We start from the raw sequence: 19,087 nt of genomic DNA on the forward strand, positions 1-19,087 counted from the left end.
GGAGTTGAAAAGGTTGGTTAGAAGTAAGGTTAAAAACATGATGCATCTTCAATTGGTTCATCATATCCCGGGCCGTATACGAGTTAGAGCTGGGGCTTTAAAATACTTAAAACATGTTCAGAATGAGCTTCTGGAAAGCTTGAATCAACATCAAGAATTCAAAGAAGTTCATTACAATGCTACAACAGGAAGTCTTCTTATATTTTATAAGGAAGAGTGTATTAGTAGTGAAGAAGTACTAGAAGTGATAGAAAACCATATTGGCACTTTTTCCATCATGGCCTATCAAGCTGAACGAGAGGAAAAAAACACACTGACTGTCAATGAAAGACGACTACAAGAAGAATCGTTTCACGACATACTGAAGCGAGTGGCTATTTCAGCAGGATCTTTGGTTTTGTTTGGATATGCAAAAGGCTTGAGAGGACTGGGATTTGGAGGCTGGAAAAGACTTGTTTTAGCTCCACCTGCTTTAGTGAGTATTGCCTTGTCTATTCCCATTTTTGAGAGTGGATGGAATTCTCTTAAACGTTCAAAAAAACCGAATGCAGATACTTTAACGTCCACAGCTGTTATCACAGCTCTTTTAACAGGGAGATCGATGTCGGCGCTTGTCACAATTCTTTTGGCTGATGTAGCGGAGCTGATGACGGCCTATACCATGGAAAACACAAGAAAGGCCATTGGCGACATGTTAAGCATTGGCGATCAAGAAGTATTTGTGGTAACAGAGGAAGGAATGCTGGTTCAAAAATCCGTCAAAGCAGTTAATGTGGGAGATGTTGTTAGTATTCAAACAGGGGATAAAGTAAGTGTGGATGGACAGGTGATTCAGGGGGAAGCATATGTTGATGAGTCACCAATTACAGGTGAGTTTTTTCCTGTGAATAAAAAAGTAGACCATTCTGTTTTTGCTGGGACCATTGTAAAGTCTGGTAATATTCGGGTGAAAGCAGAGCAAGTGGGAGATCACACTACTGTTGCTCGGATTGTTCATATGGTGGAGAGTGCATCTGGTCGAAAAGCACAGATACAAACGTATGCAGACAAATTCTCTGCCCATTTGATTCCCTTGAATTTCTCATTAGCAGTTATTATCTACGCCTTGACACGAAATATTAATCGAGCTTTAAGTATGATGATTATTGATTTTTCTTGCGGTGTTCGATTATCTACTGCCACAGCTTTGTCTGCATGTATCCACAATGCAGCGAGAAATGGAGTTTTGATTAAAGGCGGAAACTACGTGGAAGCCTTAGCAGAATCAGACTCCTTAGTTCTGGATAAAACGGGAACCATTACGGAAGGTCGCCCTAAGGTTACTAGTCTTCATACGACACCTGAATTTACTGAAAAAGAACTGCTGCAGATGGCAGCTGCTGCGGAAGAAGATTCTTCTCATCCTTTAGCCCATGCTGTGCTTGATAAAATCAGAAGCTCAGGATATTCGATACCTGAACATGGAATGATTGAAGTGGTTATGGGAAGAGGTGTGATGACTTCCATTCAAGACAAACGTGTCATGGTAGGGAATCGAAAGTTCATGCAAGAACATAGCGTTGACCTGGAAGCCTTTAAAAGTGAAATCAAGATGCTGGAGAAAAAAGGCGAAATGATCATCTACGTTGCACAGGAACGAAGCCTAGTAGGGATCTTAGGGATTCATGATGCATTAAAAGAAAATATGAAAAAGGCGCTAAATCGTTTGCGAAACTTGGGGTTTGATGATGTTAGACTTCTAACAGGAGATATTGCCTATCAAGCAGAAAAAGTTGCAAGCAGAATGCATATGGATGATTTTGGTGCGGAACTGATGCCGGAAGATAAAGTAAAAACCGTTTTAAACATGCAAGCTAATGGGTCTCGTGTGGTTATGATTGGTGATGGGATCAATGATGCACCTGCATTAGCTTATGCAGATGTTGGAATAGCTATTGGAAATACTCGTACAGATGTGGCGATAGAATCATCCAATGTGACCATCACCAATGATGATCCTTTGCTTATTCCATCAGTAATACAGTTATCTAGACAGACCATGGTAACCATTCGCAATAATTTCAAACTAGTGGTAGGGATCAATTCTTTAGGGATCGTTCTCTCTGCCATGGGATGGTTGCCAGTGGTGTGGGGTTCTGTGCTTCATAATTCTTCAACTATTTTGGTGGTAATGAATTCAGGCAGGCTATTGCTTAGGGATTTTGAAAGGAGAGTATTCCAGTGAATCCCAATAAAATAACGATTGCCCATGAGATTCCAGGGAGAATACGACTTCGTCTCAGGACGCCGCCAAGGGATTTATCCAGCTTGGCAGAAGCCATTGAAAAACATGATGGAATTAAAGACGTTTGTTTTAATCAAGTAACTCGATCTTTACTAGTTCTTTACAAACCGACTTTGGTGTCATCTATAGAAATAGCTGTTAGAACTGCGATGGTACTTTCATTGGAAAAACAGAATGCTCCCATAGAGATCTGTAGAGAAGGGTCCGGAAAACCATTAAAGCCACTAGATTATTATGCAGGAGTAACGCTGTTGTTGTCCCTAGTAGCGCGTTCCCAATTTTTATTGAGGCTACCTAAAAACATAGAATATCACGCAGCTGCAGCGACTACATTATCTGTGTTAAATCATGCATGGCAAGAAATTCAGGAAGAAGGGGTTTATCATCCAGAGGTGCTTTCAGCTGTCTATTTAATTAGTTCGGTCATTAATGGAAATATTTTAAAAGCGAGTGTGTTGACATGGTTACTTACCTTTGGACGTCACTTGCTTGATGTATCTGGTGATGCCTGTGTGATTCAAGCTTTGGAAGTGAAAGAAGGGGAAAAAGAAAACTATGTAGATGCAATGGCTAGGCCGAGGGATGGTAAAGCCCAAAATCCGATGCAACTTATATTGACTATTCTTGGTAAATCTATGGGTGTTGATGTAGGGAACAGTGGGCATCCATTGATGGAGAACATAACTGAAATGTCTCGCGAACATGGTAATGTGTTAGAAGGTCTTGGTAAAGGTACAGGACGTGTATATATGAGGATCAATCAATAAAGGAGTGGATGAGAATGAATCAATATTTTGGCATCAACAAAGAACATTTAACAGGTTTTGTAGTTGGAGTAGGAGTGGCTGCTACTGGGTATTATCTTTATATGAAAAACAAAGAAAAAGTAGACGAAATGTTAGCGGAATATGGAATAAAGATTCCGGCAGCTCAACAGGAAAATCTTGCAGGTATGACATTAGAAGAGTTAATGTTAAAAAAAGAAACCATTGAGGATATGATTGCGGAAAAAGAAATGGAACTTTCGGAACAAAGAAATATGGGTGCCGAAGTAACGGAAGCACTAGAGTAAAAAAAGGAGATGCTATAGCATCTCCTTTTTTTACTCTAGCCTTCCTAAAATGGAGGACCATTGTTAATGGTGTCTTAATTTTTTATAGAGACCAATAGGTGTTGCGAAAATCAGCAGTAATAGTGAAAAAGCAATCCAAAAATTCGGATCGTTTATATTGATAATATTGGAACCGAGATAGGTATACGCAAAAACCCTTGGTGTAATTCCAATGATAGTTGCGGCAATATAAGGCCCTCGCTGGACCCTTGCCATTCCACTGGCATAACTAATAAAGTCAAAACTGATTAATGGAATGAATCGAATCATTAACATGTTTTGGAAACTATTGTTGTCCATTTTTGATTTAGTAAGTTCGATTTTCTCTTGTAGAGCAATTGGCAAAAAATCGACTCCGGTTTTTTTAGCAACGCCATGAGCTACTAAAGCACCTGCAGCTGCACCGAAGCTAGATAAAACACCTCCCCAGAACGGTCCGAAAGCTAGACCGCTAGCTAGATAAAAGGCTGTGATGGGAAACAAGACTAATGGACGAATTATTGCAAAGGAGAAAAAAATAAGAGGACCGTAGACTCCAAATGAAACAAATAAATCACGGATCATTTCTGGGCGGATTCCACTGTATTGTTTTTGTAAAAAAAGATAGAGTAGGAATATGGAGACGATTGCAAGAATTTTGTATGGAATTCTATTGGTTGTATGTATATTCATTTTCATATAATTCACCACCTTTATAATTTGAAAATAAATTCTAACTATATAATACTATTTTTTGATGAACTGTTTATGAACTTCATTGTACTGGAAAAATTTGAGTGATCGACAAATAAAATGAATATAGTATAATAGCGTCAAAAGGAGGATGAAAAGATGATTACAATTATAGCGAAAAGCATTGTTAATCAAGGCAAACTAGAAGAGTTTATGGCATTGACAAAAGAAATGATTAAAGAAAGTAGAAAAGAAGACGGGTGTTTATCTTATGATTTGTATCAGGATGTTCATAATGATCATATTCTGACCCTGATAGAAGAATGGGAAAATATGGAAGCGATTCAACGCCACAATGAATCGGAGCATTTCAATAGGATTCTTCCGCAGATGAAAGCCCTTAGAAGTTTGAGTTCTGAAGTGAATTTGTATCACCCTGTTCCATAAGGGGGGATCTATTTGTAACAGATCAATCTATCAATACGTAAAAATACATGTTTTCATTGTAAAATAGTCAGAATAATGGTATCTTTAAAACACAGGTTAAAGTTTACATTAGAAGGATGAGTAGGAGGTATACGGATGCGATTACTAATTGCTATTATAAACAATCCTGCGAATGTGTTTTACATTTTAGATGAGTTTTATCAGGAAGGGATTAAAGGGTCAACGGTGCTGGATAGTATGGGGATGGCTCATATCATGGCACATCATGTACCTTTTTTTTCTAAATTTGCTGAAGAAGGACATGAACCAGGTCAGAATAAAACGATCTTAGTTCTGATTCAATCAGACGATGAATTAAAGAAAGTGATTGGAGCCATTGAAGGAGTTGTTGGTGATTTAGAAAAACCAGATACGGGGGTTGTGTTGACGGTGCCGGTGGATTATTGCAAAGGTGCAGGAAAAATTTTTGAGAAGCAGAATGAAAAATAATAAACATAAAACTAATTAGTTTCTATATTGGAATCAGGAGAATATATGAATGAAAAATATTTCTTGCGCTAAGATCTATAGAAAAAATGACGTATATGGGTTTAAATCCTTTTGCAAATATGTTACCATGACTTCGACGTTGAATTTGATGTTGAATTTTCAACGAAAAAGGTAAGACAAATTTGAAAGGGGTTTTAATGTGCATTTACGTAAGAAGAATATTTTTGTGGTTATTCTAGTATTGACCGCCATACTAGCGGCATGTGGAGGGCCAGCTGAAGATCCGGAAAATGAAGAAATAGGATTAGAAAACGAGAATCAAGAATCCGCGGTTCAAGAAACAGGAGAGCCTGTTGCCTTGATTAATGGAGAGAGTATTGATGAAGGTTTTTTTCAACGTCATTTAGAGCGATCTATGGCTATGAATGAGCAGCAGGGAATGGTGTTGGAAGGCGAAGAAGGCGATGCTATGAAGGATCAAATGAAAGAGCAATTAATGCAGCAACTGATCGAACAAGAAGTGATTTTTCAAGAGGCACGGGATCAAGGAATTCAAGTGACAGAGGATCAAATAGCTGATGAAATCGAAACGGTGAAAAGTCAGTTTGAAACAGAAGAACAATACAGAGAAGCTCTAGAGATGAATCATTTTTCTGAAGAAGAGTTTGAAAATATGGTGACGGTAGAATTAACAGTTGAAGCTTTTATGGAGCAGAACCTTCCTGAAGTAGCTGTAGAAGATGATGAACTGCGAGAATACTATGCGATGTATGAACAGCAGCATAAAGCTCAGATGGAAGCCATGGAACAGGAAGGACAGGAAATGTCTGAAGAAGAAATGGCCATGATGGAATTACCGCCATATGAAGAAATGAAAGAAGAGCTTCGTCAACAATTGATGATGGAAAAACAGCAGGAACATCAAATGGCCATGGTAGATGATTTGATGGAAGAATACGATATTGAAATCCTAATATAAAGGAACATAATTCTAAGGCCCCTGTAAAAGAGGGGTCTTTTTTGCGGTTTAAGTGTTGACAACGGAGGATAAAAATGTTATCGTATTGGTTAATTAATTTTAATATTTAGACAATTCAATATAAACTAATGATGGAGATAAAAGTTGATTGGTATCTTTCAGAGAGTCGATGGATGGTGGGAATCGGCAGACAAATCAATAATAAGCTCGCTCCGGAGGTGCAGATCTGAAACAACTAGTAGGACTGCCGGTTGGTTTACGTTAATAAACCAGAGTTAAGAACTCACTGAGTTTTATGCTGCGAAGCATGAATAAATACAGGTGGTACCACGAAGCAGCCTTTCGTCCTGAACAACGGATGAAGGGCTGTTTTTGTTGAGAAATATCAATATTGCTGGATCTACATCTAAAGGAGGGTATGAGATGAGAATAACTGGTGCAGAAGTTGTGGTAAAAACACTTGAAAAAGAAGGGGTTGAATTTATTTTTGGGTATCCAGGAGGTGCAATTTTGCCTGTTTACGATGCGCTCATTACATCCAAAGTGAAACATGTTTTAGTTAGAAATGAACAAGGCGCAGCTCATGCGGCTAGTGGATATAGTCGTGCTACTGGGAAAGTTGGTGTGTGTGTTTCAACTTCCGGACCAGGAGCGACGAATCTGATTACAGGGATTGCTACTGCATATATGGACTCAATCCCTATGGTGGCAATTACTGGTCAGGTTGCGACGGATGTCATTGGACATGATGTTTTTCAAGAAGTTGATATAACTGGGGCAACAGATCCTTTCACGAAAAACAATTACCTGGTTAAACAGGTTAAAGATTTACCTAGAGTATTAAAAGAAGCATTTCATATAGCTAATACGGGGAGGCCTGGCCCAGTTTTAATAGACATACCCAAAGATGTACAAAAGGCACTGGTGAACTTTGAATACCCAGAAAAAGCTAATTTGCTGGGATATAAGCCAACCTATAAGGGGCATCCTAAACAAATTAAAAAATCTGTTGAAGCAATGATGACTAGTGATAAGCCTATGATCGTTGTTGGTGGTGGTGGTGTTATGGGAAATGCATCTGAGGAAATAGTGAGGTTGGCTGAACGTATTGATGCACCAGTTGCTACGACCATGATGGGAATTAGCTCATTTCCATCAAGTCACTCTCTATCATTAGGAATGCTGGGGGGGGATCATGGCGTGTATCCAGCAAAAAAAGCACTGGAAGAAGCAGATCTATTAATTGTTATGGGAGCGAGAATGGCAGACCGTTCAACGGGGAAAGTGGATGAATTTGCGAAGAGAGCTAAAGTCATTCATATAGATGTGGATCCAGCAGAAATCGGCAAGAATATTTTAATTGATATACCTATTGTTGGTGAATTAAAACAAGTTTTGAAGGATATTTTGCAAAAAGATTTTCGAAAAAAAAATCCATTGTGGCGAAGTTGTATTGAAGAGTGGAAAGAAATTTATCAGGGGGTGGGTGATAATCTGAAAAAACTAAATCCGATGGAAATTATTAAAAATTTATCAGATCAGACAGAAATTAAGACCATTATTGCGACGGATGTTGGACAGCATCAGTTATGGGTAGGGAGATACTATGACTTTGAAATGCCCAGGACTTTTCTTACTTCTGGAGGTCTAGGAACCATGGGATATGGATTGCCGGCTGCTATAGGGGCTAAGTTAGGAAAACCTGATCATGAGGTAGTTTTAGTTACAGGAGACGGAAGTTTTCAGATGAATTTGACTGAGATGGCCACATCGGTTCAGGAAGGGTTGAAAATGAAGATTATTGTACTGAATAACAATTGCCTTGGGATGGTGCGTGAGCTTCAACAGCATTATTGTGAGGAACGATATAATCAGGTGACGATGAAAGGGAATCCTGATTTTTGTAAACTAGCAGAAGCTTACGGGTTTAAATCTAAAAGAATAACGGAAGTTCAAGACATACCAGAGGCCATTAAGGCGTTATTGGAAGAAGACAGTTCGTCATTACTGGAATTTCAAATATGCAATAAAGCGAATGTAATACCTGTAAAAGGAGGTTACTTAAGATGAAGCATGTCTTAGCTATTCTTGTGGAAAATAGACCTGGAGTATTATCTAAAGTAGCTGGTTTGTTCAGCAGAAGGGGGTTCAATATTGACAGCCTTGCAGTTGGAGAAACGGAAAACTCCGCTATATCTCGTATTACAATAACACTTACGGGTGATGAATATGTGGTAGAACAGTTATCAAAGCAATTAAATAAATTGATTGATGTTATAAAAGTTTCTAATATCGACGAAGATTCAGTAGCTAGAGAGTTGATTCTAATTAAAGTTCATGCAACACCGATTACTCGAAATGAGATTGTTGAAATAGTCAATATATTTAGACAAAAAATAGTTGATATTACTAAATCTTCCGTTACGGTGGAGGCAACTGGTGATGTGAAGAAAGTAGGGGCTTTAATTGAAATGCTTAGAGATTTTGGGATTAAAGAAGTTGTAAGAACGGGGATGATTGCAATCGATCGAGGTTCAAAATCCATTAATATTGAGCAAATCCAAAAGAAAGTTAATCATTACGAATAAAAAAAACTCTTCAGAGTCCTTTGGCACTGAAGAGCTTTTGATATTTCTAAAGTACAGTTGAAAATAGGTTCATAAAAAGAAAAAAAGATGGTATGATACTGATAAGAAAGATCAAAGGGGATGTTGAATGTAGGGGTTAAACAGAGGAGGAATTACATGTTTAAAGGGATATTCACACCGATTGTCACTCCATTTGATGAAAAGGAACAGATTGATTATCAAAAATTACAGGCAAATTTAGTAAAATTGGGAAAATCTTCATTAGCAGGACTGGTGGTACTTGGATCTAACGGAGAATTCTCCTACTTGATGGAAAGGGAAAAATTGGACGTTTGTACGTTTGTATTAAAGGAAAAGCCAGAACATCAAAAAATAATTGTGGGGGCTAGTCATGAATCTCTTTATCAAACGAAGAAATTTATTGAAAAAATACAACCTTTTGAACCAGCGGCGCTATTAATACTGCCACCACACTATTATAAAGGGAGTATGACTGAGGAAGCACTCTACCAATATTTTTTTGATGTAGCAGAATTTTCTCCAATCCCTATCATGTTATATAATATGCCTGGAAATACAGGGATAAATATGCCTGCATCTTTAGTGATAAAATTGTCGCACCATCCCAACATAGTTGGTATTAAAGATACTGCTGGTAATATTGTGCAGTTGTCTCAAATTATCTGGGGTACTGGAAATGATTTTTCTGTTTTTGCTGGAAGTGCAAGTTATTTATTACCATCCCTTACTGTAGGAGCTAAGGGGGCTACCTTGGCGCTCGGTAATGTCATGGCTGACGAATGCTGTCGGATACAACAGCTTGTTGATGCGGGTGAGTTTATTAAAGCTCGAGAGCAACAGCTTAAATTAATTCGAATCAATACATTAGTGACTTCGGGAATTGGTGTTCCAGCCTTAAAATATGCAATGACCTTAATGGGGTATCAGGGAGGGAATCCAAGAAAACCAATGCAGCCACTGACGGAGTCACAGAAAGAATTAGTAAAAAACGCACTCCTAGAAGCAGGAGCAATTGCATAGAGAAGCCACAGTTTCTAAGGAAAAATAGTATTTGATAAAAAGTCTGCTTTTAGCAGGCTTTTTATGATATAATGAAATGTCCTATGAATTGGATGAAACGAAATTCGGATAAAAAGAAAGAAGGAAACGATTTATGCTTAGAAACGATTTGCGAAACGTAGCTATTATAGCACACGTTGACCATGGTAAAACAACATTAGTTGATCAGATGCTTCGTCAAAGCGGTACCTTCCAAAAGCATGAAAATGTCGACGAACGTGTCATGGACTCTAGCGATATTGAACGAGAAAGAGGCATTACGATTCTTTCGAAAAACACTTCTATTCAGTATCATGACATACGTATTAACATTGTGGACACTCCAGGTCATGCTGATTTTGGAGGGGAAGTAGAAAGAATTATGAAGATGGTGGATGGAGTGCTTTTGCTTGTAGATGCAGCGGAGGGACCAATGCCCCAAACTCGATTTGTTCTTAAAAAAGCATTAGCACAAAAATTAAAACCTATTGTTGTGATTAATAAAATAGATCGACCAGAAGCCAGAGTGGAAGAAGTAGTCGATGAAGTATTAGATTTGTTTATTGAATTAGGCGCTGATGAAGATCAATTGGAATTCCCTGTCGTATACGCATCTGCAAAGGCAGGGATTGCTACAGACTCAATGGAAGAAGAAGGTACAAGTATGAAACCGCTTTTTGAAGCGATTGTGAGAGAGATTCCTTGCCCGGAGGGAGAAGAGAAAGATGGGCTTCAGCTACTGATTTCAAACATTGATTATGACCGATATACTGGAAAAATAGGAATAGGACGAGTAGTGCGTGGGACTTTGACAAAAGGACAACAAGCAATTCTTGCAACAACAGAAGGCTCTGAAATCAATGTAAAGATTAGTAATTTATATACGTTTCAGGGATTAAGACGTATGGAAACAGATACAGTGTCTGTTGGAGAAATTGTATCGGTATCGGGGATTGAGGCTATTAGTATCGGGGATACGATTTGTTCCCTTGACAAAGTGGAGCCGCTGCCGTTTATTGCTATTGATGAACCTACTATATCTATGAATTTCATGGTAAATGATAGTCCTTTTGCTGGCAAAGAAGGAAAATTTGTTACTAGCCGTCATTTGAAAGATAGACTTGAGCGGGAAATGCTCTCTAATGTAGCGATGAAACTAGAATCGGTTACTACTGAGTGTTTTAAAATACTTGGACGTGGTGAGCTTCATATATCTATATTGATTGAAACCATGCGAAGAGAAGGCTATGAATTTGCTGTATCTAGACCTGAGGTAATTATGAAAAGAACAGAGCAAGGATTAATGGAGCCTGTAGAGATGTTGTATGTTGACGTACCTGAGGCACATATGAGCAGTGTAATTGAAAAGTTGGGCCAGCGAAAAGCAGAAATGATAAATATGATTCCATCGGGAACTGGGACGACTAAATTAGAATTTAAAATCCCAGCGCGTGGATTGATAGGGTATCGATCAGAGTTTTTGACGGATACAAAAGGATATGGCACCTTTCATCACTTGTTTGATGGATATGAAGCGCATAAAGGCGAAATAAGAGGAAGGAATCGTGGGTCTCTGATTGCTCATGAAACTGGGCAAGCGGTAGCGTATGGTATTTTCAATGCTCAAGACAGAGGGCAAATTTTTATCGAACCAGGCATGGATGTATACGAAGGTATGGTAGTTGGTGAAAGTTCGCGTTTAGAAGATATTACGGTTAATGTATGTAAGAGGAAACAGATGACAAACATTAGATCTTCTGGTGCGGATGATTCTTTAAAACTGGTGCCGCCTGTTGAAATGTCTCTGGAACAGGCCTTGGAATTTATAACAGACGATGAATTAGTAGAAATTACACCTCAAAATATTCGGTTGAGAAAAAAAATATTGAATAAGGTTCAACGAGAGAGAAGTCAGAGACGATAAAAGCTAGCAAAAAACCGGCGCTTAAGGCCGGTTTTTTGATTTTAAATGAATGGATTTCCTAGGGAATTCAAGTGTCTTCTTCTTGTAAATAAGGAAAATGAGGTGCAGGATAGAACTTTCAGGATGAAATAGAAAAGTATTTTTACATTTAATTGACTCCGATCTAAGATATTGGATATACTAAGAAAATAGAACTTTTATAAGGAGGGGAAGTAATGGCTAGACCAAAAAAAAAACGTACTGTCTGCTTTATTCCTACGGTGAAAGAGTATGGACCTTTAAATCAGGAAATAGAAACTTTAGATAGTGTAGCGATGAGTATTGAAGAATTTGAAAGCATACGGTTGATGGATTATGAAAATTTAGGACAAGAAATGAGTTCGGAGGTCATGGCGGTTGCGCGTTCAACTTTTCAACGGATTTACAATGATGCGAGAAAAAAAATTGCCTATAGCTTGGTGCATGGTCATGTCATTCGTATTGAAGGTGGAGAGTATGAAGTTTGTAATGATTATACGGGAAAAGGCTATTGTTTCCCTCAAGATAAGCAGGACGATGAATCATGAAACCTGGAATTAACTGGAGTAACTTAATGAAGGCATCTAAAATTTTTGGGGTTGTTTATCCAGAGAGCTTTGATCCAGAAAGTATTGATTTTGCTGGAAAGCATCTTGGGCGGAGTTCTTATGAAATGTATTTGAATGGAAGTGATTTTAGTCGTGTGAAGTCTTTGAGATGGAAACATCTTAAAAAAGCTGAAAATATTGGTGGAATGATCTATCCTGAGAGTTTTGATATAGAAAATGCTGATTTTTCGAAAAAAGATATATCCAAAACTGATTTCAGTAGAGTAAATCAATTGGATTGGGAGATGTTAAGGAATGCTTCGGAAATTTGGGGTATTGTTTACCCTGAATGTTTTGTGGTGGAAAATTTAAATTGGGATGGGAGATATATCGCTGGTAGCAACTTTGAACGTGTTAAAACCATAAAATGGAAAAATCTCCTTACTGTATGGGGTCTTACAGATCTAGTATATCCTAAAACCTTTGATATGGAAAAGGCGGATTTTAACGATAAAAACATTAGTGGAAGTGATTTTAGTCGCTCTATTATGCTGAAGTGGTCGCAAATAGAAAGAACTGAATTTTTATTCGGTGTTATATATCCAGCGAATTTTGATATTGAGAATGCAGATTTCAATGAAGATATTATGGGGAAGCCTAGAAATCTTACGAATTCTGACTTCAGTAGAGTTCGGCAATTAGAATGGGATCAAATCAAAGAAGCAGCAGAGCATAGTGGTATTATCTATCCTCGGAACTTTGATGTAGAAAAGGCTGAGTTTGACGGAAAAGACATTAGTCGGAGTGATTTTAGTCAAGTAAAGCAACTGAAATGGGAAGATATTCAGTGGGCAGAAGATGCCAGTGGGATCCTATTTCCAGATACTTTCAATCCTGAAACCATGGATGCTGCAGGAAAGAACTTTAGTGGAAATAATTTTAGCAATTTAAAAGGATTGAAATGGGATCATATAAAAGACGCTAGATATCTAGCGGGAATTGTATATCCAGAAGATTTCGATATAGAAAATGCTGATTTTACTGGCATTGACCTAAGATTTTCGGATTTCAGCAGGGTGAAAGGTCTAAAATGGGAACATCTTCAAGGGGCAGGAAAAGATTTGAGAGGAATCATTTATCCTGAGGGCATCGATTTATCAAACGCTGATTTTACAGGAAGAGAGATTGGTGGAAGCGACTTTTCTGGTGCTACAGGCCTTTCTTGGCAAAGAATGATTGGGCAAGAAGGTTTAAAAAAATATTTGAGGGTAAAAAAGTCTATGCGGGGCATTGTTTATCCACGTAGCATAGATTTGAATAGAGTGGATTTCGAGGGGTATGATATGAGTTATTCTGATTTTTCGGCTCTTGATTGATCGATATGATCTCTCTTCTCCTGTAAGATGAAAAAGACTAAGGCCATCAACTAGACTCGTCGTGGTTATGTAAACTCTGAAGAAAAAAATGAAGCATTTTTGCTGTCATGCCCCAAATCACATAGTTTTTATAATAATAAAAAAGAACTTTGTAGGTTCCGGTTCTCCAACCATACTTTTCCCCATTTGGAATCAAGTGATAGGGAAATTGGGAATCCATTTTCATATCAAAAGTTAATGTATACTCTTCTGGCTTTTGTGACATGAGATAGGATAATGGGACTGTGAAAAGTGAATCCACTTCATCGGTAGCATATTGTATATCACTAAAACGAAGGTTCTGAAGTACTCCGCAATATGGAAAAATGGCGAATTGAAAAGGTGTTGTGTAAGGTGGGAGTTCGCCGATGATTTTAATTTGGTGTTGAGACAAATTAAGTTCTTCCATAGTCTCGCGTAGTGCTGTGTTGGAAGGGTGTTCAGAATGCTCCATCTTTCCTCCGGGAAAACAAACTTCGCCAGGCTGGCTTTCTAAGTCATAAGAGCGTACTTCAAATAGAATATGTAACTGGTCTTTGATGAATATAAGAGGGAGCAGTACGGCAAACATAGGGTTGTGATCATACCCTTTAGCTTGACTTTTCATCAAAGCATTGGAAATATCTTGATAATTCATGGAAACACCTCTTTTTTAGAATTTATATTTATCATAACACTATCCATATAAAAATGAAATGGTGTAATAGTTAGGAGGATTATATAATGAAAATCTACACAAAAACTGGCGACAAAGGAGAAACCAGTCTTTATGATGGTAAGCGAGTTCGAAAAGATAACATACGGGTTGAAAGCTATGGAACGATTGATGAACTCAATAGTCATCTTGGTTTTGCTAGGCATTTTTCAGAAGATCAAGAGATAGATTCGATTTTAAAGCAAATCCAGCGGGAATTGTTTGATGTGGCAGGAGAATTGGCCACTACAAATAGAGATGATTTTCCTGAGAAAATTGAGCAGTCTCATATTGATGAACTTGAAAAAATTATTGATGCTTATTTAGAAAAAATTGATAAAATGGATGCATTTATTATACCGGGAAGCAATAAGGCTGCAGCATCGTTGCATATTGCTAGAACCGTGTGCCGACGAGGGGAAAGAAGGATTCTGATGCTTAGTCAAGAAGAAAAAGTGAATGATCTTCTTATAAAATACGTGAATAGACTTTCGGATGTCTTATATGCACTAGCTAGATATATGGAAACTGAATTGAATTATGTTGTATTTAAAGACCAATAAAATGTAACCCTAAGGGTACAACTGTGACAGAGTGAGAGGAGATTAATGATGGAAAAACAGATTGATGGAGTATTGTATAGCCAAAAACAGATTGAAGACAGAGTGAAGGAATTGGCGAAACAAATCGAAGGCGATTACCATGGGTTGGAGGATATTTTGGTAGTAGGTGTTCTTAAGGGTGCTAATATTTTTATGAGCGATCTTATTAGAGAAATTAAACTATCACTAGCAATTGATTTTATTGCGGTTTCTAGCTATGGTGCTTCCACAGAGAGTTCGGGAGTTGTAAAAATACTGAAGGATTTGGATGTGGATATTGAAGGAAAACATGTGTTGATTGTAGAAGATATTGTTGATACTGGCTTAACACTTCAATATTTGACAGATATTTTAAAGAGGAGAGATGCCAATTCTCTTAAAATTTGTACTTTGCTGGATAAACCATCTAGGCGAAAATGCAATTTAACCATTGATTATGTTGGATTTGAAATTCCTGATCGATTTATTGTTGGTTATGGAATTGATTATGCAGAAATGCATAGGAATCTTCCGTATATTGCGACTATTGAAGAGTGATTTAGCTAAACTTGATTTTTTTTATAAGGATGCTTATAATGGATTTGTTAATGATTTGTCTGAATATTTAAAGGAGGTTATGGTATGTTGTTGGAAGTGCCAATTGCACTATCGAATAGGCATCTGCACTTAAGTCAAGAGGACTTGGAAAAGTTGTTTGGGAAAGGGTATGAATTATCAAAAATAAAAGATTTAAAACAACCAGGACAATTTGCGGCGGAGGAAAAAGTGGATATTGTAGGTCCGAAAGGAACTATCAAGGGCGTTCGAGTTTTAGGTCCAGCTCGGAGTAAAACACAGATAGAGATATCCTACGCGGATAGTTTTGCCTTAGGTGTAAAACCGCCTGTTAGAGATTCTGGAGATTTAACTGGATCACCAGGGGTTAAAATAATAGGACCCAAGGGTGAAGTTTCCTTGGAGGAAGGCGTAATCGCGGCGGCAAGACATATTCATATGACACCTGAGGATGCGAATAAGCTGAATCTTAAAGACAAGGACACGGTGAAAGTGCGTACAGGGGGAGAAAGAAGTGTGGTTTTTGAAAATGTATTAGTTCGAGTTAATCCAAATTACGCCTTGGAGATGCATGTGGATGTGGAAGAAGGCAATGGGGCTGGAGTTGTAAACAACCAAATGGTAGAGATTATTAAGTAAGGATGCAAAGGTATATAGCGTTGTAAAGTCGTGTCGATCTGATGGATTGATTGCGGCTTTCTTTTTTTCGCAATGAGCATATAGGCAAAATGGCTAAAAGAAATGGTTGGAATGGAGGGGTCGAATTGGATCACATTGCATTTACAATATTTGGCGTAGAAGTGGCCTGGTACGGATTGCTAGTGGCAACCGGGATGCTATTTGGTATTTTATTAGCTCAAAAGAGAGCAATGAATGAAGGCTATGGAGAAGAAGCGATATTTGATATAGCTGTTTGGGCAATTCCTTTTGGTGTGTTAGGAGCAAGGATATACTACATTCTCTTTAATTGGAGTTATTACATTCAAGATCCAGTTCGCATGATACGGTTTCGTGAAGGTGGTTTAGCGATTCATGGAGGAATTATTCTAGGATTTCTGGTAGGTTATTTGGTTTGCAGAAAAAAAGACTTGCCCTTCTGGAATATGGCAGATATTGTTGCTCCTAGTTTTATTCTGGGCCAAGCTATTGGAAGATGGGGAAATTATTTTAATCAGGAAGCCTATGGAAGAGAAACGAATCTACCGTGGGCTATAACCATTAATGAAATGCAAGTTCATCCTACTTTTTTGTATGAGTCCATCTGGAATATACTTGTCATGTTTTTTTTGTTGTATTATACGCCGAAAAAGAAAGTGAATGGGGAAGTTTTTTTTCTGTATCTTATCCTTTACTCAGTAGGGAGATTTTTTATTGAGGGTTTAAGAACGGACAGCTTAATGGTAGGCCCCTTTAGAACTGCACAGATCGTATCAATAGTAATGATTATTGGAGGGGTTGTTCTAATCAAAGGATTTCGGATGAACAATCAAGAATAGTAATAAAAAGAATAGAATTAAAGGTGATCAACTGCTTCTCTATAAAGGGAGGCAGTTTTTTTCGCGCAAGTAAAAGAACTAACGTTTCGGCGGAACAAGGATTTGTAGGCTTTTAGACTCAAAATCTTCTTTTAAAAGGAAGAAAGATCTATTTTACCCAGAAAGAAAACTTGTACCGGTTGAATAATTAGCCAAAGTGGTATAAAGTGGTATAAAGTGGAAAAAAAATCCATGACATTTAGGAAAGAGGGCATTGCCTATGTTTATTGGAGAATATTCCCATACGATTGATACAAAAGGGCGCCTCAGTATACCGGTACGCTTTAGAGATGAGTTGGGTGATCGATTCATTGCTACCAAAGGGTTGGATCAGTCTCTTTTTGTGTATCCAATTCATGAATGGAGTATATTGGAAGGGAAGTTGAAACAACTCCCCTTGACGAATAAAAATGCCAGAGCCTTCGTTAGATTCTTTTTTTCAGGTGCGACAGAATGTGAACTAGATACCCAAGGGAGAATCCGAATTCCAGTAAACCTTAGAGAGCATGCTGACCTTATAAAAGAAGTAATGGTTATCGGAGTAGGAACACGAGTAGAGATCTGGAGTCAAAAAGTTTGGAATGAATATAATAGTGACGATAATCTTAGCTATGATGAAATAGCATGTAAAATGCAGGAACTTGGGATATAGAGAGTCGGAAATTAGAAAGGATGATGGTTGTGAACAGGCATCACGAATCAGTTCTACTATCAGAATGTTTGGAGTATTTAAACGTATCTCCTTCCTGTGTTTATGTAGATGGCACTCTTGGTGGTGGAGGACACACAGGCGAAATAGCCAAGAAGCTTAGTCGTGAAGGAGTGGTAATAGGAATTGATCGCGACGATACAGCTATATACGAAGCAAAAAAACACCTCGATCAATTATCGTTAAGTTGTCGCTATGAGCTTGTTAGAGAAGAATTTTCAAATTTAAACGAAGTATTAAGAAACCTGTCAATTCCATTGGTAGACGGTATCTTACTGGATTTAGGGGTTTCTTCTTTTCAACTAGATGAGAGCGAAAGAGGATTTTCTTATATGCAGGACGCCCCCCTCGATATGCGAATGGATAAACGTCAGTTACTAACAGCCAAAGACATCGTTAATGATTACTCAGAGGAAGAGTTGTATCGGATTATAAAAGAATATGGTGAAGAAAAATGGGCTAAAAGAATTGCATCCTTTATTACTCATAAAAGGAAGGCAAAACCAATTGAAGATAGTTTTGAATTAGTAGAGACTATCAAGAATGCAATTCCTGCCAAGGCAAGAAGAGAAGGTCCGCATCCTGCTAAAAGAACATTCCAAGCCATACGAATGGAAGTAAATCAAGAATTGCAGCAGATTGAAAAAACCTTGGGAATTGCGGTGAAACACCTAAAACCTGGAGGTCGCTTATGTGTTATTTCCTTTCATTCTCTTGAAGATAGATTAGTGAAGCAGTCTTTTAAAGAATTTCAAAATGACTGTGTGTGTCCAGATGAATTTCCAGAGTGTCGCTGTGAAGAAGAGTCCTTAATAAAAATAATCACTAGAAAGCCTATTATTCCAGGAAAAAGTGAACTCGAAGGCAATCCTAGATCAAGAAGCGCTAAGCTAAGGGTGGCTGAAAGATTATAACAATTCCGAAAGGAGTGAAATAAATGCATGCTGCAGAACGTTTGCCACAAGAAAGACCATCTGAAGTACCAGTTCGAAAACCCAGAAGGAAACAACGGGTTAAAACTAAAAAAGTTGCAAAGAAAAAATACGTCCTTGAGATGTTGACTCTGATGGTTTGCTTGTGTGGCGTTCTTGCGTTGAATATATTTTTAGTTGGTCGATTTGCAGATATTACTGGTACTCGTCATGAAGTTTCATCCTTAGATAAAAAGGTGGAACGATTACAAAATCAAAAAGAGCAGTTATTAGTAGAGATAGAAAAATCTTCAAAACTAGAGTGGATTGAAGAAGAGGCCAAAGAAAGACTTTCTATGAAATATCCTGACAAAGACCAGTTGATTTATATTAGTGTAGATTCAGAAAAAGTGAATCAAATATCACAACGAGTCCAAAGAAACAAGGAAGAACCTGAATCGAAGGAACAGAGTTTACCCCAATCAATTGAAAGAATCATTCACAAATTTGCTGGCATATTGCGCATCTAGCGTTCGATAGTGGTATA

The 19,087-nt window shown here is 37.9% G+C and carries 21 protein-coding genes and 1 other annotated feature; of the genes, 19 read left to right on the top strand and 2 right to left on the bottom strand.

Annotated elements, in window-relative coordinates; genetic code table 11:
* The first annotated feature begins 13 nt into the window (after positions 1-13).
* The 3 genes from ACZ47N_RS12615 to ACZ47N_RS12625 are packed head-to-tail and all read left to right on the top strand — an operon-like array spanning position 14 to position 3,356.
* Positions 14-2,224, top strand: coding sequence for a heavy metal translocating P-type ATPase (locus tag ACZ47N_RS12615; RefSeq protein ID WP_464886902.1), 2,211 nt, complete (start codon positions 14-16; stop codon positions 2,222-2,224).
* On the top strand, positions 2,221-3,051 hold the full coding sequence (locus ACZ47N_RS12620; RefSeq protein WP_464886903.1) for a hypothetical protein: 831 nt from the start codon (positions 2,221-2,223) through the stop codon (positions 3,049-3,051). The genes ACZ47N_RS12615 and ACZ47N_RS12620 overlap by 4 nt, the downstream gene beginning before the upstream one ends.
* Before the next feature lie 14 nt (positions 3,052-3,065).
* Positions 3,066-3,356, top strand: a complete 291-nt coding sequence (locus ACZ47N_RS12625) for a hypothetical protein (RefSeq protein WP_464886904.1) — start codon at positions 3,066-3,068, stop codon at positions 3,354-3,356.
* A gap of 63 nt (positions 3,357-3,419) precedes the next feature.
* On the opposite strand, the gene ACZ47N_RS12630 is transcribed toward ACZ47N_RS12625, so the two are convergent.
* Entirely contained in the window at positions 3,420-4,073 is a 654-nt protein-coding gene (locus ACZ47N_RS12630; RefSeq protein WP_464886905.1) for a TVP38/TMEM64 family protein, read from the bottom strand.
* A 153-nt stretch (positions 4,074-4,226) separates the two neighbouring features.
* On the opposite strand from ACZ47N_RS12630, the gene ACZ47N_RS12635 reads away from it, so the two are divergent.
* The 9 genes from ACZ47N_RS12635 to ACZ47N_RS12675 all read left to right on the top strand — a co-directional run bounded on the left by ACZ47N_RS12635 (position 4,227) and on the right by ACZ47N_RS12675 (position 13,495).
* Entirely contained in the window at positions 4,227-4,514 is a 288-nt protein-coding gene (locus tag ACZ47N_RS12635; RefSeq protein WP_464886906.1) for a putative quinol monooxygenase, read from the top strand.
* A gap of 135 nt (positions 4,515-4,649) precedes the next feature.
* Entirely contained in the window at positions 4,650-5,003 is a 354-nt protein-coding gene (locus ACZ47N_RS12640; protein ID WP_464886907.1) for a hypothetical protein, read from the top strand.
* A gap of 199 nt (positions 5,004-5,202) precedes the next feature.
* A complete protein-coding gene (locus tag ACZ47N_RS12645; protein ID WP_464886908.1) occupies positions 5,203-5,982 on the top strand; it encodes a SurA N-terminal domain-containing protein in 780 nt (259 codons plus the stop codon).
* Positions 5,983-6,101: 119 nt separating this feature from the next.
* Positions 6,102-6,335 (top strand) — a binding site (T-box leader).
* Between the two features lie 70 nt (positions 6,336-6,405).
* A complete protein-coding gene (gene ilvB, locus ACZ47N_RS12650) occupies positions 6,406-8,052 on the top strand; it encodes a biosynthetic-type acetolactate synthase large subunit (protein ID WP_464886909.1) in 1,647 nt (548 codons plus the stop codon).
* Entirely contained in the window at positions 8,049-8,570 is a 522-nt protein-coding gene (ilvN, locus tag ACZ47N_RS12655) for an acetolactate synthase small subunit (protein WP_464886910.1), read from the top strand. Before ilvB ends, ilvN begins: the two co-directional genes overlap by 4 nt.
* A gap of 156 nt (positions 8,571-8,726) precedes the next feature.
* Positions 8,727-9,611, top strand: coding sequence for a dihydrodipicolinate synthase family protein (locus tag ACZ47N_RS12660; protein WP_464886911.1), 885 nt, complete (start codon positions 8,727-8,729; stop codon positions 9,609-9,611).
* A gap of 133 nt (positions 9,612-9,744) precedes the next feature.
* A complete protein-coding gene (typA, locus tag ACZ47N_RS12665; protein WP_464886912.1) occupies positions 9,745-11,553 on the top strand; it encodes a translational GTPase TypA in 1,809 nt (602 codons plus the stop codon).
* A gap of 215 nt (positions 11,554-11,768) precedes the next feature.
* Positions 11,769-12,119 carry a DUF134 domain-containing protein gene (locus tag ACZ47N_RS12670; RefSeq protein WP_464886913.1) on the top strand — a complete coding sequence of 117 codons (351 nt, stop codon included), beginning with the start codon at positions 11,769-11,771 and terminating at the stop codon, positions 12,117-12,119.
* Entirely contained in the window at positions 12,116-13,495 is a 1,380-nt protein-coding gene (locus tag ACZ47N_RS12675; RefSeq protein ID WP_464886914.1) for a pentapeptide repeat-containing protein, read from the top strand. The genes ACZ47N_RS12670 and ACZ47N_RS12675 overlap by 4 nt, the downstream gene beginning before the upstream one ends.
* A 46-nt stretch (positions 13,496-13,541) precedes the next feature.
* Here ACZ47N_RS12675 and ACZ47N_RS12680 read toward each other — a convergent pair whose 3' ends face one another.
* On the bottom strand, positions 13,542-14,171 hold the full coding sequence (locus ACZ47N_RS12680) for an NUDIX hydrolase (RefSeq protein WP_464886915.1): 630 nt from the start codon (positions 14,169-14,171) through the stop codon (positions 13,542-13,544).
* A gap of 86 nt (positions 14,172-14,257) precedes the next feature.
* Here ACZ47N_RS12680 and ACZ47N_RS12685 point away from each other — a divergent pair, with 86 nt between their 5' ends.
* The 7 genes from ACZ47N_RS12685 (at position 14,258) to ACZ47N_RS12715 (ending at position 19,070) form a co-directional block, all read left to right on the top strand.
* Entirely contained in the window at positions 14,258-14,791 is a 534-nt protein-coding gene (locus tag ACZ47N_RS12685) for a cob(I)yrinic acid a,c-diamide adenosyltransferase (RefSeq protein ID WP_464886916.1), read from the top strand.
* A gap of 48 nt (positions 14,792-14,839) precedes the next feature.
* Entirely contained in the window at positions 14,840-15,367 is a 528-nt protein-coding gene (gene hpt / locus ACZ47N_RS12690; RefSeq protein ID WP_464886917.1) for a hypoxanthine phosphoribosyltransferase, read from the top strand.
* Between the two features lie 90 nt (positions 15,368-15,457).
* Positions 15,458-16,024, top strand: a complete 567-nt coding sequence (pduL, locus tag ACZ47N_RS12695) for a phosphate propanoyltransferase (protein WP_464888442.1) — start codon at positions 15,458-15,460, stop codon at positions 16,022-16,024.
* A 125-nt stretch (positions 16,025-16,149) separates the two neighbouring features.
* A complete protein-coding gene (lgt, locus tag ACZ47N_RS12700; protein WP_464886918.1) occupies positions 16,150-16,881 on the top strand; it encodes a prolipoprotein diacylglyceryl transferase in 732 nt (243 codons plus the stop codon).
* 259 nt (positions 16,882-17,140) lie between these two features.
* A complete protein-coding gene (gene mraZ / locus ACZ47N_RS12705) occupies positions 17,141-17,572 on the top strand; it encodes a division/cell wall cluster transcriptional repressor MraZ (protein ID WP_464886919.1) in 432 nt (143 codons plus the stop codon).
* 29 nt (positions 17,573-17,601) lie between these two features.
* Positions 17,602-18,543, top strand: a complete 942-nt coding sequence (rsmH, locus tag ACZ47N_RS12710; RefSeq protein ID WP_464886920.1) for a 16S rRNA (cytosine(1402)-N(4))-methyltransferase RsmH — start codon at positions 17,602-17,604, stop codon at positions 18,541-18,543.
* 23 nt (positions 18,544-18,566) lie between these two features.
* Entirely contained in the window at positions 18,567-19,070 is a 504-nt protein-coding gene (locus ACZ47N_RS12715) for a septum formation initiator family protein (protein WP_464886921.1), read from the top strand.
* Positions 19,071-19,087: the final 17 nt, after the last annotated feature.

This window comes from Tindallia texcoconensis (assembly GCF_055383815.1).